Source organism: Bradyrhizobium sp. USDA 4501 (assembly GCF_054062115.1).
In genome coordinates, this window is record NZ_JBSSEX010000001.1 from 9014134 (window position 1) to 9026984 (window position 12851).

Here is a 12851-nt window from a genome sequence, read left to right on the forward strand (position 1 = left end):
CGGCATCCACTTCGCTCGAAAACGCTGTGACGCATCACCACATATTGAGGACGAGGCGTGCCTCGTCCGACATCCGGTCCGGCGTCCAGGCCGGATCCCACACCAGATTGACGTTGACGACGCCGACGCCGGGAACGCTGGCGACCGCGTTCTCCACCATCTGCGGCAGCTCGCCGGCGGCCGGGCAGTTCGGCGTGGTCAGCGTCATCATGATGTCGACCGAGCGATCATCCTTGAGATCAACCTTGTAGATCAGGCCGAGTTCGTAGATGTCGGCCGGGATTTCCGGGTCGAATACCGTCTTCAGCGCCGCGACGATCTCGCCGCTCATGCGCTCGGTCTCCTCCGCCGGCAGTGCCGAGGTGGTTTCCATGGTGGCCGTCTTGACTTCGGCTGTATCGGTCATGCGAACAATTCCCGCGCCTTGATCAGCGCCTGCGCCAGATGGTCGACTTCTTCCCTGGTATTATACATCCCGAAGGATGCACGGCAGGTGGCCGTCACGTTGAACCGCTCTAAAAGCGGCATCACGCAATGCGTGCCGGCGCGCACCGCAATGCCCTGACGATCGATCACGGTCGCGACATCGTGGGGATGCGCGCCCTTCATTTCGAACGAGATCACCGGGCCCTTGTTGCGAGCGGTTCCGATCACCCGCAGCGAGTTGATCTCGCGCAGGCGCTCCTGCGCATAGGTGAGCAGCTCATGCTCATGCGCGGCGATGCGCTCCTTGCCGATCGAATTGACGTAGTCGATCGCAGCCCCCAGCCCGATCGCCTCGACGATCGGCGGCGTCCCGGCCTCGAACTTGTGCGGCGGATCGCCATAGGTGACCCAGTCCTTGGCCACCTCACGGATCATCTCGCCGCCGCCGTTGAACGGCCGCATCGCCACCAGATGCTCGTGCTTGGCATAGAGCGCGCCGATGCCGGTCGGTCCGTACACCTTGTGACCGGTAAAGGCGTAGAAATCGCAATCGAGGTCCTGGACGTCGATCGGCAGGTGCACCGCGCCTTGCGCGCCGTCGACCAGCACCGGGATGCCGCGGTCGTGCGCCAGTCGGATCACGTCCTTGACCGGAACCAGCGTGCCGAGCGCGTTCGACATCTGGGTGATCGCGACGATCTTGGTACGCGGGGTCAGAAGCTTCTCGAACTCCTCGATCAGGAAGTTGCCCTCGTCGTCGACCGGTGCCCACTTGATCACGGCACCATGGCGCTCCCTGAGGAAGTGCCACGGCACGATGTTGGAGTGGTGCTCCATGATCGAGAGGACGATCTCGTCGCCCTCCCTGATGTTCACCCCGCCCCAGGACGACGCCACCAGGTTGATCGCCTCGGTGACGTTGCGGGTGAAGACGATCTCTTCACTGCGGCGGGCGTTGATGAACTGCGCGACCTTGCCGCGGGCGCCCTCATAGGCCTCGGTCGCGGCATTGGCGAGGTAATGCAGGCCGCGATGCACATTGGCGTATTCGCTCTTGTAGGCCTCGGTCATGCGGTCGAGCACCGCATTCGGCTTCTGCGCCGAGGCCGCGTTGTCGAGATAGACCAGCGGCTTGCCGTAGATCTGCATGGCGAGCGCCGGGAAATCCTGCCGCACCAGCGCGACGTCGTAACTGCCGTTGGCGACCGCCTTGTGCATGCTCACGCCCTCGCCTGAAGCCAGCGCTGCGCGGTGGCAATTGCGACCTCGCGCAACGCGTCGCTGGCGATGGTCTCGATCGCCTCGCCGACGAAGGCCTGGATCAGGAGCGCCTGCGCTTCCTTCTCGGGCAGTCCGCGGGCGCGCATGTAGAACAGCAGGCTTTCGTCGAGCGCGCCGGTGGTCGCACCGTGACCGCAGGTGACGTCGTCGGCGAAGATCTCGAGTTCGGGCTTGTTGTCGGCCTCCGCGTCGTCGGACAGAAGCAACGCACGGGTCATCATCTTGGCGTCGGTCTTCTGCGCGTCGGGGCGGACGATGATGCGGCCCTGGAACACCGAATGGGCGCGGTCGTCGACAACGGCACGGAAGATCTCGCGGCTCGCGCAGTGCGGCACCGCGTGATCCATGAACAGCGTGGTGTCGGCGTGCTGCTTGCCGTTGATCAGATTGACGCCGTTGGTCTCGACCGTCGAGCCCTCGCCGGCGCAGGTCACCGCCAGCTGATAGCGGCTGACATGACCGCCCGAGGTCAGGCCGAAGGTGTTGAAATGGGCATGCGCGCCGAGCGACACCGTCGCCGAGGAAATGTTGAAGGCATCGACGCTGTCTTCGACCAGGCGCACGTGATCGAGCCGTGAATTGTCACCGATCGCAACAACCAGTCCGTCATGGGTCTGGTAGGCCTTGGCGCCGTCGGCGGCGAGACAGCTCTCCACCAGCGTCACGCCGGTATCGCGGCCGAGCCGGAGCAGCGACCGCGTGAACGTCGAGGCCGGCGCAGTGCCGGATGCGACATGCACGATGTGCAGCGGCTGGGTCAGCACCGTGCCGTTGGCGACGTCGATGACGACCCCGTCGGTCGCCATCGCGCCATTCAGCGCGATCATGGGGTTGGCGACATCAGACGCGAGAGCCTGTGTCGCGACGATCTCGTCGCCGGCTTCCAGCGCAACGCGCAGCGGATTGATCGAGAGCCCTTTCTCCAGATCTCGCCAATCGGAGAGATCAGGCGCGAACGCGCCGTCGACCAGCACCAGACGCCGGACGCCTTCGATCGCGCGGGCCTGTACGACGGCCCTGGCGCGGCTCAGCGCGGCATCATCCGGTGCCGCCGCGAGCGGCAGCACCTCGCGCATCAGCGCGCGCAGGTCGGTGTATTTCCAGTCCTCGATCCGGCGATGCGGCAGGCCTGATCGTTCATAAGCCTCGAAGGCCTGGCGCCGCTGATCGGCGATCTTGCCCTCGCCCGGCAGACGGTTGCGCACCACGGCGAATGCATCGCCCAGCGCGCGCCCGGTCTCGGTCTTTGCAACAACGTTCATCACAAAACCCGCGTTTGTCAGGCAGCGTCTTCGAACTGCGCGTAACCGGACTCTTCCAGCTCCAGCGCCAGTTCCTTGCCGCCGCTCTTCACCACCCGGCCCTTCGACATCACGTGCACGAAGTCCGGCACGATGTAGTTGAGCAGCCGCTGATAGTGGGTGATCACGACCATCGCGCGCTGCGGCGAGCGCAGTGCGTTGACGCCGTCGGCCGCGATCCGCAGCGCGTCGATGTCGAGGCCGGAATCCATTTCGTCGAGGATGCAGACGGCCGGCTCGAACAGCGCCATCTGCAGAATCTCGTTGCGCTTCTTTTCGCCGCCGGAGAAGCCGACATTGACGCCGCGCTTCAACATGTCCTGCGGAATGTTCAGCGACTTGGCGACCTCGCGGACCTTCTTGAGGAAGGCCGGCGACGAGATCTCCTCCTCGCCGCGCGCCTTGCGCTGGGCGTTGAGCGCCGCGTGCAGGAAATTCCAGGTGGTGACGCCGGGGATCTCGACCGGATACTGGAACGCCAGGAACACGCCCTTGGCGGCGCGCTCGTTGGGCTCCATCTCCAGCAGGTCCTCGCCCCTGAACAGGATCTGCCCGCCGGTGACTTCATAGCCCGGCTTGCCGGCGATGACGTGGGAGAGCGTCGACTTGCCGGAGCCGTTCGGCCCCATGATCGCGTGCACCTCGCCCGGGTTCACCGTGAGCGACAGCCCGTGGAGGATCTCACGCTCCTCGACACGAACCTGCAGATCTTTCACTTCAAGCAGAGACATCTGATTTTTCCTGAGCATCACCCCGAGGCGCGTCGGCCGCGCCGTTGGCGGGATGGATTAGCCAACCGAACCTTCAAGGCTGATCGAGATCAGCTTCTGCGCTTCCACCGCGAACTCCATCGGCAGTTGCTGCAGCACGTCCTTCACGAAGCCGTTGACGACGAGGCCGACGGCTTCCTCCTGCGAGAGCCCGCGCTGGATGCAGTAGAACAGCACGTCCTCGGAAATCTTCGACGTCGTCGCTTCATGCTCGAACGTCGCCGAGGAATTCTTGGCCTCGACATAGGGCACGGTGTGCGCGCCGCATTTGTCGCCGATCAGAAGCGAGTCGCAGGCGGTGTAGTTGCGCGCGCCGGTGGCCTTGCGGTGCGCGCTGACCAGGCCGCGATAGGTGTTCTGCGACTTGCCGGCGGCGATGCCCTTGGAGATGATCCGGCTCGACGTGTTCTTGCCGAGATGGATCATCTTGGTGCCGCTGTCGACCTGCTGGAAGCCGTTCGAGATCGCGATCGAGTAGAACTCGCCGCTCGAATTGTCGCCGCGCAGGATGCAGCTCGGATATTTCCAGGTGATCGCCGAACCGGTCTCGACCTGGGTCCAGGAGATCTTCGAATTGCGACCACGGCAGTCGCCACGCTTGGTGACGAAATTGTAGATGCCGCCCTTGCCTTCCGAATTGCCCGGGTACCAGTTCTGCACCGTCGAATATTTGATCTCGGCATCGTCGAGCGTGACGAGCTCGACCACGGCGGCGTGCAGCTGGTTCTCGTCGCGCTGCGGCGCGGTGCAGCCCTCGAGATAGGAGACGTAGGAGCCCTTGTCGGCGATGATCAGCGTGCGCTCGAACTGGCCGGTGTTGCGCTCGTTGATGCGGAAATAGGTCGACAGCTCCATCGGGCAGCGCACGCCCGGCGGCACGTAGACGAACGAGCCGTCGGAGAACACAGCCGAATTCAATGTCGCGAAGTAATTGTCCGAGGTCGGCACCACGGTGCCGAGATATTTCTGCACCAGCTCGGGATGCTCGCGGATCGCCTCCGAGATCGGCATGAAGATCACGCCGGCCGCCTTCAGCTCCTTCTGGAAGGTGGTCGCAACAGAAACCGAATCGAACACGGCGTCGACCGCGATCTTGCGGTTCGGCGTCTGCTCGCCACCGGGCGGCGGCTCGACGCCCTCGAGGATCGCGACCTCGCGCAAGGGGATACCGAGCTTCTCGTAGGTCTTGAGGATTTCCGGATCGATCTCGTCGATCGAGGACAGCGTCTTCTTCGGCTTCGGCGCCGCGTAGTAGTAGATGTCCTGGTAGTCGATCTTCGGATAGTCGACGCGCGCCCAGGTCGGCTCGGTCATGGTCAGCCAGCGGCGATACGCCTCCAGGCGCCATTCCAGCATCCAGGCCGGTTCGTTCTTCTTTGCGGAGATGAAGCGGACGGTGTCTTCCGACAGCCCCTTCGGGGCCTTGTCGGACTCGATCAGCGTCTCAAACCCATATCGATACTGGTCGACGTCGATGCGCCGGACGCGCTCGACCGTCTCTTGTACAGCAGGCATTCAATCCTCCGCTCGCGGTTTCAAGGACCGCGGTGGATCTCAAGTTCCGAAAATCTCTTACGATGCTTTGATGACGAAATCCGCTTAGAACAGTTCAAGCTGTGTTTCGTCGTCCCCCCTTAACTAAGGTATCGGCGAGCTTTCGCCAAGCCTTGAGGGTCAAATCCACGTCTGTCTCCGTGGTAGACCAGCCAAGACTAAGCCGCACCGCTCCCTGGGACACCTCCGAACGGTATCCCATTGCCTCCAGCACGTGGGACGGCTGGACCTTGCCCGAGGAGCAGGCGGAACCGGACGAGACCGCGATTCCCCCAAGGTCGAACCCGATGACCGCCGTCTCGGCCTTCATTCCGGGCGCCGTGAACAGAACGGTATTAGGCAACCGCTTGACGTCATCGGAGAACACCAGCACGTCCGGCGTCTGCCGCAGCCCGTGCTCGAGCCGGTCGCGCAGTCCCCTGACGCGGGCTGCATCGGCCTTCAGCGCCGCCATCGCGGCCTTGGCGGCCGCACCGAACCCGGCGATGCCGGCGATATTCTCGGTCCCTGCCCGCCGCCCGAGTTCCTGCCCGCCGCCGCGCAGAAACGCCTCAAGGCCCTCGACGCCCTCGGCGAGCACCAGCGCGCCTGCGCCCTTCGGTCCGCCGATCTTGTGCGCCGACAGCGTCACCAGGTCGGCCTGCGTCGAGGCCAGATCGAACGGGATCTTGCCGAACGCCTGGATCGCATCGACATGCAGCAGCCCGCCAGCCGCATGGACGATTTCGGCGACATCAGCCACCGGCTGAATGGCACCGGTCTCGTTGTTCGCCAGCATCACCGAGACCAGAGCCGGCGGACCATCGGCCAGCAGTGCGCGCAGATGGTTGAGATCGATCACACCGGCCCGCGTGACATGGATTGCGGAGGTCGCCTCCGTCGCAAACCGACCGCCCGCGAGCACGGACGCGTGCTCGATCGCCGACACCAGGAGCCGCTGCACCGGCGCGCCCGCAGCGCGGCGCAATCCCGGCGTCAGTGCGAGCGCATTGGCTTCGGTCCCACCGGAGAGAAACACCACGTCCCGCGGCCGGCCGCCGACCGCCTTCGCCACGGCATTGCGGGCATCCTCAAGCAGCCGTCGCGCCCGCCGTCCCTCGCTGTGCACCGAGGACGGGTTGCCGATCAATTCCCACGCCGCAGCCATCGCCGCCTTCGCCTCCTGGCGAAGCGGCGTGGTGGCATTCCAGTCGAGATAGACGCGATCGTCCATGGAGCTATCCGCGGCAACCACCATGGTTGCGGCCTTCACTGCGAGATAACGACAGTTAACGACCGAGACCAGATCAGACGTCACCGGCACGGGAGATTTTTCCCGCGCGGCGGGAGCCTCGCGCTGCAGCCAGACACGGCGTTCGCGGTCCCCCAAGCGCGATCGCATTTTGACAGACTGAAACTTCAGGTAGCCTCCGAAGCAATCCGGCCGTGTCGATCCGGATCGCCGTCGCCGCGTCGGCAACGTGCGCGTCGCGACGCGGATTCGCGACCGCCAAGCGGCACAATTTCCTTGATTTTTGCCCCTTGCGTCATGCTAGAAGGCCTCCAGCGTGCCGCGCGGCGGTGCCTGCGCCGATTTCATCACGAGCTGCTCTGTTCGCGAACCGTCGCTGAAGATGGCTCCAACCGGTTGATTGATCGACGTCAATCAAGGGAACGCGGCAATCAAGGGAACACAATGCCTGAAGTCATTTTCACCGGCCCTGCTGGCCGCCTCGAGGGCCGCTACCACCCGGCCAAGCAGAAGAACGCGCCGATTGCGATGATCCTGCATCCGCATCCGCAGTTCCACGGCACGATGAACCACCAGATCGTCTATCAGTGCTACTACGCGTTCGCGCATCGCGGCTTCTCGGTGCTGCGCTTCAACTTCCGTGGCGTCGGCCGCAGCCAGGGCTCGTTCGATCACGGCACCGGCGAATTGTCCGACGCCGCGAGCGCGCTCGACTGGGCGCAGGCGATCAATCCGGAGGCCCGTGCCTGCTGGGTTGCGGGCTTCTCGTTCGGCGCTTGGATCGGCATGCAGCTTCTGATGCGCCGGCCGGAGGTCGAGGGATTCATCTCGATCGCGCCGCCCGCCAATCTCTACGACTTCTCGTTCCTCGCGCCCTGCCCGTCGTCGGGCCTGATCGTGCACGGCGACAAGGATGCCGTGGTGCCGCCCAAGGACGTCAACACGCTCGTCGAGAAGCTGAAGACGCAGAAGGGCATCGTGATCGACCAGCAGGTCATCCCCGGCGCCAACCACTTCTTCGACGGCAAGCTCGAGCCGCTGATGGAGACGGTGACCGGCTATCTCGACATGCGTCTCGCCAACGTGCGCTGACGACGCCGACCTTGTAGCCCGCATGAGCGAAGCGACGTGCGGGTCGCGGCCGACAAGACCCCGGATATCGCTGCGCTCATCCGGGCTACGGCACTGACCTATTCCGGCGCCAGCTTCAGCGCCGCAATCCCGACCAGCACCAGCGCAATCCCTGCGACCTTCATCGGATTGAGCGCCTCGTTGAACAGCAGCACGCCCATGGCCAGCGTGCCGGCCGCGCCGATGCCGGTCCACACCGTGTAGGCGACGCCGACACCGAGCACCTGCAGCGCGCGTCCGAGCAGGAACACGAACGCGGCGAGCAGCAGCAGCGAGACCAGCGTCCAGCCGAGCCGCGTATAGCCTTCGGCATATTTCATCGAAATCGCCCAGCCGACGTCCAGCAGGCCGGCGACGACGAGCGCGATCCAGGCAACCGAATGCGACATGGCTTACGCGGCGAGCTTCAGCATATGCGCGCGGTGGCCGACCAGGAACGCATGCAGCAGCGCCGGATAGTCAGGCGACACCGCACTGCGTACGCTCGGCCGCTGTGCCAGCGCGCTGCGCCAGGCGCGAAGTTTTGGCGTGTGCGTGAAAACAGCGAGATCGGTCAGCTGGTCGAACAGATCGAAATAGCGGAAGATCGGCGCGAACACCGCATCCACCAGACTGAAATTCTGGCCAGCGAAGAACGGACCAGCGCCGAGTGCGGCCTCGACGCGCGCGAATTTTGCCACGACCGCCTGCCGCTTGCTCTCGAAGGCCGCGGCATCGGTGGCAGTCTCGAGCCCCCAGAGATCGCCGAGAATGGCCGAGCCGAACTCCATCCAGGCGCGATGCTCGGCGCGGACAAGAGGATCCTGTGGGTGCAGCTTCGCCCCCGCCTGCGTCTCCTCGATGTACTCGCAGATCACGTTGCTCTCGAACAGCGCGACCTCCTTGCCGTCGTCGCGCGTCACCACCAGCACCGGCACCTTGCCGAGCGGCGAGATCTTCAGGAACCAGTCCGGCTTCCTGGCGAGATCGATGTCGATCCGCTCGAACGGCACGCCCTTCTCACGCAGCGCGATCACCGCGCGTTGCACATAGGGGCAGAGCTTGTGGCTGATCAGTTTCAGGGCGGCCATGACGAACCTCGCGTTCAATGCAACTGCATCGAATTAAATGCAGCGGCATGGAACTGTCAAGGTAGATGCATTTGCATCTAAATCACGGTCGCGCGATAATGCCCCCGGTCATCGGGATCGGCACCCCCGTTGTGGCAGGGTAGCTCAGAGGCAGGCCCTTCATGCCGCGCGCGGCAAGGAAGCCGAACGCCTGCGCCTCGATCGCATCCGCCGCCCAGCCGAGCGCCTCGGCCGGCTCGACGGTCGCCGGCGCGAGGCGCTCGCGCAGCATCCGCAGCATCGTGAGGTTGGAGGCGCCGCCGCCGCAGATGATCCAGCTTTTCGGCTGTTTCGGCAGCAGCGGCACGACGCGGGCGATGGCCGCGGCCGTGAAGGCGGTCAACGTCGCGGCGCCATCGGCCGGCGCCACGGCGCCGAGCTTGAGACTGGCGAAGTCGTTGCGGTCGAGCGATTTCGGCGGCGGCAGCGCAAAGAACGGCAGCTTCAGCGCCTGTGCGATCCAGGCGTCGTCGGGCTTGCCCATTGCGGCGAACTTGCCGGCGGTGTCGAACGGCTGATGCATCTGACGGAACATGAAGTCGTCGAGCAGCGCATTGCCCGGCCCGGTGTCGCAGGCGATCAGCGTGTCCGTGCCGTCGATATACGTGATGTTGGAGACGCCGCCGATATTGACCACGACGATCGGCCCCTCGCGGTTTAGCGATTGCGCCAGCGCGCGGTGGTAGACCGGCACGAACGGCGCGCCCTGCCCGCCGGCCTCGACGTCGGCGGCACGGAAATCGTGCATCACCGGAATGTGGATCACCTTGGCGAGCGCCAGGGCATCGCCGATCTGCACCGTCAACCTCCGCTCGGGGCGATGCAGCACGGTCTGGCCATGGAACCCGACGATGTCGATATCCTGGGCCGAGATCCGGTGCTGTGCTGTGAAGCTGGCGACCGCCTCGGCATGGGCCGTGGTGACGGCCTGCTCGGCCTGCCGCAAAATCCCCGGCCGGGCGTCGCGCCGCGACAGATGGACCGCCTCCGTCAGCGCCTGGCGCAGCAGGCTGCGCTCGCCTTCGGTATAAGGCCGATAGCCCGAGGGGCCGAAGGCCTTGATCTGGCGGCCGTCGGTCTCGATCAATGCCACGTCGACCCCGTCGAGCGAGGTGCCGCTCATCAGACCGAGTGCCGTTAACATCATGCTGGAAGCGCCCCAGCCGGGAACCCCCGGCTTGTCTCAAACAAGTACATCCTATAATGCCACTGCGCGTCCGCCTGCGGCAGCCTCAAGCATCAAGGTTCCGCAAATAGATGCAAAAACCGTAAAACAAGAATGATCTGGCTCGCCGACAAATGACTGCATTTAAATCGGATTTCCTGAACACTTTACAGGAACGCGGCTTCGTCCACCAGTGCTCCGATTTCGAGGGCCTCGACGCGCTTGCCGCGAAGGGCCAGGCGACCGCCTATGTCGGCTATGACTGCACCGCGCCGTCGCTGCACATCGGCAACTTCCTCACCATGATGATGCTGTACTGGCTGCAGCAGAGCGGCAACAAGCCGATCACGCTGATGGGCGGCGGCACCACGATGGTCGGCGACCCCTCGGGCAAGGACGAGACGCGCGCAATGCGCACGGTTGCGGAGATCGAAGCCAACAAGGTCTCGATCCGCGGCGTGTTCGCCAAGGTGCTGCGCTATGGCAACGGGCCTTCCGACGCCATCATGCTCGACAATGCCGAGTGGCTGACCAAATTGAACTGGATCGAGATGCTGCGCGACATCGGCCGGCACTTCTCGGTCAACCGCATGCTGACCATGGACTCGGTGCGGCTCCGGCTCGAGCGCGAGCAGGAGATGAGCTTCATCGAATTCAACTACATGGTCTGCCAGGCCTACGACTTCGTCGAGCTGTCGCGCCGCGCGGGCTGCCGGCTGCAGATGGGCGGCTCCGACCAGTGGGGCAATATCGTCAACGGCGTCGATCTCGGCCGCCGCATGGGCACGCCGCAGCTGTTCGCGCTGACCACGCCGCTGCTCACCACCGCCTCCGGCGACAAGATGGGCAAGACCGCCAAGGGCGCGGTGTGGCTCAACGCCGACCAGTTCTCGCCCTACGATTTCTGGCAGTACTGGCGCAATGTCGAGGACGCCGACGTCGTCAAGTTCCTCAAGCTGTTCACCATCCTGCCGATGAGCGAGATCAGCAAGCTTGCGGCGCTGGCCGGCGGCGAGATCAACGAGGCCAAGAAGGTGCTGGCGACCGAAGCGACCGCCCTGCTTCATGGCCGCGATGCAGCGAACGAAGCCGCCGAGACCGCGCGCCGCACCTTCGAGGAAGGTGCGCTGGCCGAAACCTTGCCGACGGTGGAAATTCCGCGCGGCGAATTTGAAGCCGGCGTCGGCGTGCTGGTCGCCTTCGTCAAGGCCGAGCTCGTCGCTTCCAACGGCGAAGCGCGCCGGCAGATCAAGGGCGGCGGCCTGCGCGTCAACGATGCAGCCGTGACCGATGAGAAGATGCTGCTGACTTCGGCCAATCTCACGCCGGAAGGCGTGGTGAAACTGTCGCTCGGCAAGAAGCGCCACGTCCTGCTGAAGCCTGCATAGGCGCATTCGCATTTGTCGGTTGTCGGGAGCGCGGAAAGCGCGCTCCCATCTTTCCGATGGACCAGACCACGCCTCCGAACGACACGCTTGCAACGCCGGCGAAGCAGTCCCGCGTCGCGCTGAACGTGCTCGCGCTCTGCTTCGTGCTGTCGGTGCTTGGGCGCGGCCTTAGCGACAGCTTCACCGTTTTCCTGAAACCGATCTCGGAAAATTTCGGCTGGGACCGCGCCTCTGTGGTGTCGGTCTACTCGCTGACCTGGCTCGCCAGCGGCCTGACCGCGCCACTGGTCGGACGCCTGTTCGACCGCTCGGGTCCGCGCCTGGTCTATGCGCTCGGCCTCTCGCTGCTCGGTTGCGCCTTCCTCGTCGCCTCGCGCGCGCAAGCGCTCTGGCAATTCCAGCTCAGCGTCGGCCTCTGCGTCGGTTTCGGCACCGCGCTGATCGGCAATGTGTCGAATTCGATCCTGCTCGGCCGCTGGTTCGGACCACGCCTGCCGACCGCGATGGCCGTGATGTATTCGGCGACCGGCGCGGGCCTGTTGCTGCTGTTGCCGCTGTCGCAGGTTCTGATCGACCGGATCGGCTGGCGCGAGGCCTATCAGGCGTTCGGCGTCGGCGCGCTCTGCCTGCTTGTTCCTCTGGTCTTTCTGCCGTGGCGGCTGCTCGCCGGCGGATCGCCGCATATCGTCAGAAAGGCAGAGGCTAGTCTGGCCGACGAAGGCTGGACGCTGCTCAGCGCGATGCGCCACCACGCCTTCTGGGCGCTGTTCTCCACCTTCTTCTTCACCGCGATCGCAATGTATGCGCTGACCGCGCAGATCGTCGCCTATCTGATCGATGTCGGCTTCCCGCCGCTACAGGCGGCAACCGCCTGGGGCTTCTCCGGCGTAGCCCTGTTCGTCGGCATGCTCGGCGTGTCCACCCTCGACGGCATCATCGGCCGCCGGCCCTCGGTGCTGTTCAGCTACGGCGTCTCGATCCTCGGCATCATTCTGCTCTGGCTGCTGCAGTGGTATCCGAACTACTGGCTGCTGACCGGCTTCATCATCTGCTTCGGCAGCATGATCGGCTCGCGCGGCCCGTTGATCACCGCGACCGCGCTGAAGATTTTTCGCGGCGAGCGCGTCGGTACGATCTACGGCACGATCATGATCGGCAGCGGTCTTGGATCAGGGCTAGGCTCATGGGGCGGCGGCCTGATCCACGACTGGACCCACAGCTACAATCCGCTGATCGTCTTCGCGCTGGTCAATGTGGTGCTCGGCCTGATCCCATTCCTGGTGGTGCCGGCGCTGCGACGGTGAGTTCGGACGCGTCCGCTTGCCCCTGCGGAGGCGATGTGGAATCCGACACAAACGCATGCCGGCCTTGGGCCAACGCCTTTGGGCCGACAGGCGGCATTCGCGAAATGAAACAGGCCGCCAACAGCAGCGGCCCTAGTCGATGGCTCCAATTCCTTGATTGCGAGAACCGACTCGAGCAGGCTTGTAAGCCC

At 64.7% G+C, this 12851-nt stretch carries 12 protein-coding genes; 3 read left to right on the forward strand and 9 right to left on the reverse strand.

Going from position 1 to position 12851, the window contains the following annotated elements; genetic code table 11:
• Positions 1–34 precede the first annotated feature (34 nt).
• The 6 genes from ACVWZM_RS42180 to ACVWZM_RS42205 all read right to left on the reverse strand — a co-directional run bounded on the left by ACVWZM_RS42180 (position 35) and on the right by ACVWZM_RS42205 (position 6545).
• Positions 35–406, reverse strand: a complete 372-nt coding sequence (locus ACVWZM_RS42180) for an SUF system Fe-S cluster assembly protein (RefSeq protein ID WP_016845787.1) — start codon at positions 404–406, stop codon at positions 35–37.
• On the reverse strand, positions 403–1650 hold the full coding sequence (locus ACVWZM_RS42185; protein ID WP_456856212.1) for a cysteine desulfurase: 1248 nt from the start codon (positions 1648–1650) through the stop codon (positions 403–405). The genes ACVWZM_RS42180 and ACVWZM_RS42185 overlap by 4 nt, the downstream gene beginning before the upstream one ends.
• The gene (gene sufD, locus ACVWZM_RS42190) at positions 1647–2969 is read right to left on the reverse strand and encodes a Fe-S cluster assembly protein SufD (protein ID WP_456856214.1); all 1323 of its coding nucleotides are present in this window, start codon (positions 2967–2969) and stop codon (positions 1647–1649) included. Before sufD ends, ACVWZM_RS42185 begins: the two co-directional genes overlap by 4 nt.
• 17 nt (positions 2970–2986) lie before the next feature.
• The gene (gene sufC / locus ACVWZM_RS42195; protein ID WP_057018615.1) at positions 2987–3739 is read right to left on the reverse strand and encodes a Fe-S cluster assembly ATPase SufC; all 753 of its coding nucleotides are present in this window, start codon (positions 3737–3739) and stop codon (positions 2987–2989) included.
• 57 nt (positions 3740–3796) lie between these two features.
• Complete coding sequence (gene sufB, locus ACVWZM_RS42200) at positions 3797–5293, reverse strand: Fe-S cluster assembly protein SufB (RefSeq protein WP_038380064.1); 1497 nt, start codon at positions 5291–5293, stop codon at positions 3797–3799.
• Between the two features lie 94 nt (positions 5294–5387).
• Entirely contained in the window at positions 5388–6545 is a 1158-nt protein-coding gene (locus tag ACVWZM_RS42205; protein WP_253590347.1) for a cysteine desulfurase family protein, read from the reverse strand.
• 462 nt (positions 6546–7007) lie between these two features.
• Between ACVWZM_RS42205 and ACVWZM_RS42210 the strand changes: the two genes are divergently transcribed.
• A complete protein-coding gene (locus ACVWZM_RS42210) occupies positions 7008–7655 on the forward strand; it encodes an alpha/beta hydrolase (protein ID WP_016843213.1) in 648 nt (215 codons plus the stop codon).
• Between the two features lie 98 nt (positions 7656–7753).
• Here ACVWZM_RS42210 and ACVWZM_RS42215 read toward each other — a convergent pair whose 3' ends face one another.
• The 3 genes from ACVWZM_RS42215 to ACVWZM_RS42225 form a co-directional block, all read right to left on the reverse strand.
• Positions 7754–8083: a DMT family transporter gene (locus tag ACVWZM_RS42215; protein ID WP_028332217.1), complete on the reverse strand. Its 330-nt coding sequence runs from the start codon at positions 8081–8083 to the stop codon at positions 7754–7756.
• A 3-nt stretch (positions 8084–8086) separates the two neighbouring features.
• Complete coding sequence (locus tag ACVWZM_RS42220) at positions 8087–8764, reverse strand: glutathione S-transferase family protein (RefSeq protein ID WP_141342564.1); 678 nt, start codon at positions 8762–8764, stop codon at positions 8087–8089.
• 82 nt (positions 8765–8846) lie between these two features.
• Positions 8847–9950 carry an anhydro-N-acetylmuramic acid kinase gene (locus tag ACVWZM_RS42225; RefSeq protein ID WP_057020017.1) on the reverse strand — a complete coding sequence of 368 codons (1104 nt, stop codon included), beginning with the start codon at positions 9948–9950 and terminating at the stop codon, positions 8847–8849.
• A gap of 152 nt (positions 9951–10102) precedes the next feature.
• Here ACVWZM_RS42225 and tyrS point away from each other — a divergent pair, with 152 nt between their 5' ends.
• Together tyrS and ACVWZM_RS42235 are read left to right on the forward strand one after the other, a co-directional pair.
• Positions 10103–11356 (forward strand): tyrosine--tRNA ligase, encoded by a 1254-nt coding sequence (gene tyrS, locus ACVWZM_RS42230; RefSeq protein ID WP_057020016.1) that lies wholly within the window; start codon positions 10103–10105, stop codon positions 11354–11356.
• 56 nt (positions 11357–11412) lie between these two features.
• Positions 11413–12660, forward strand: a complete 1248-nt coding sequence (locus ACVWZM_RS42235; RefSeq protein ID WP_229192431.1) for an MFS transporter — start codon at positions 11413–11415, stop codon at positions 12658–12660.
• The last annotated feature ends 191 nt before the right edge of the window (positions 12661–12851 follow it).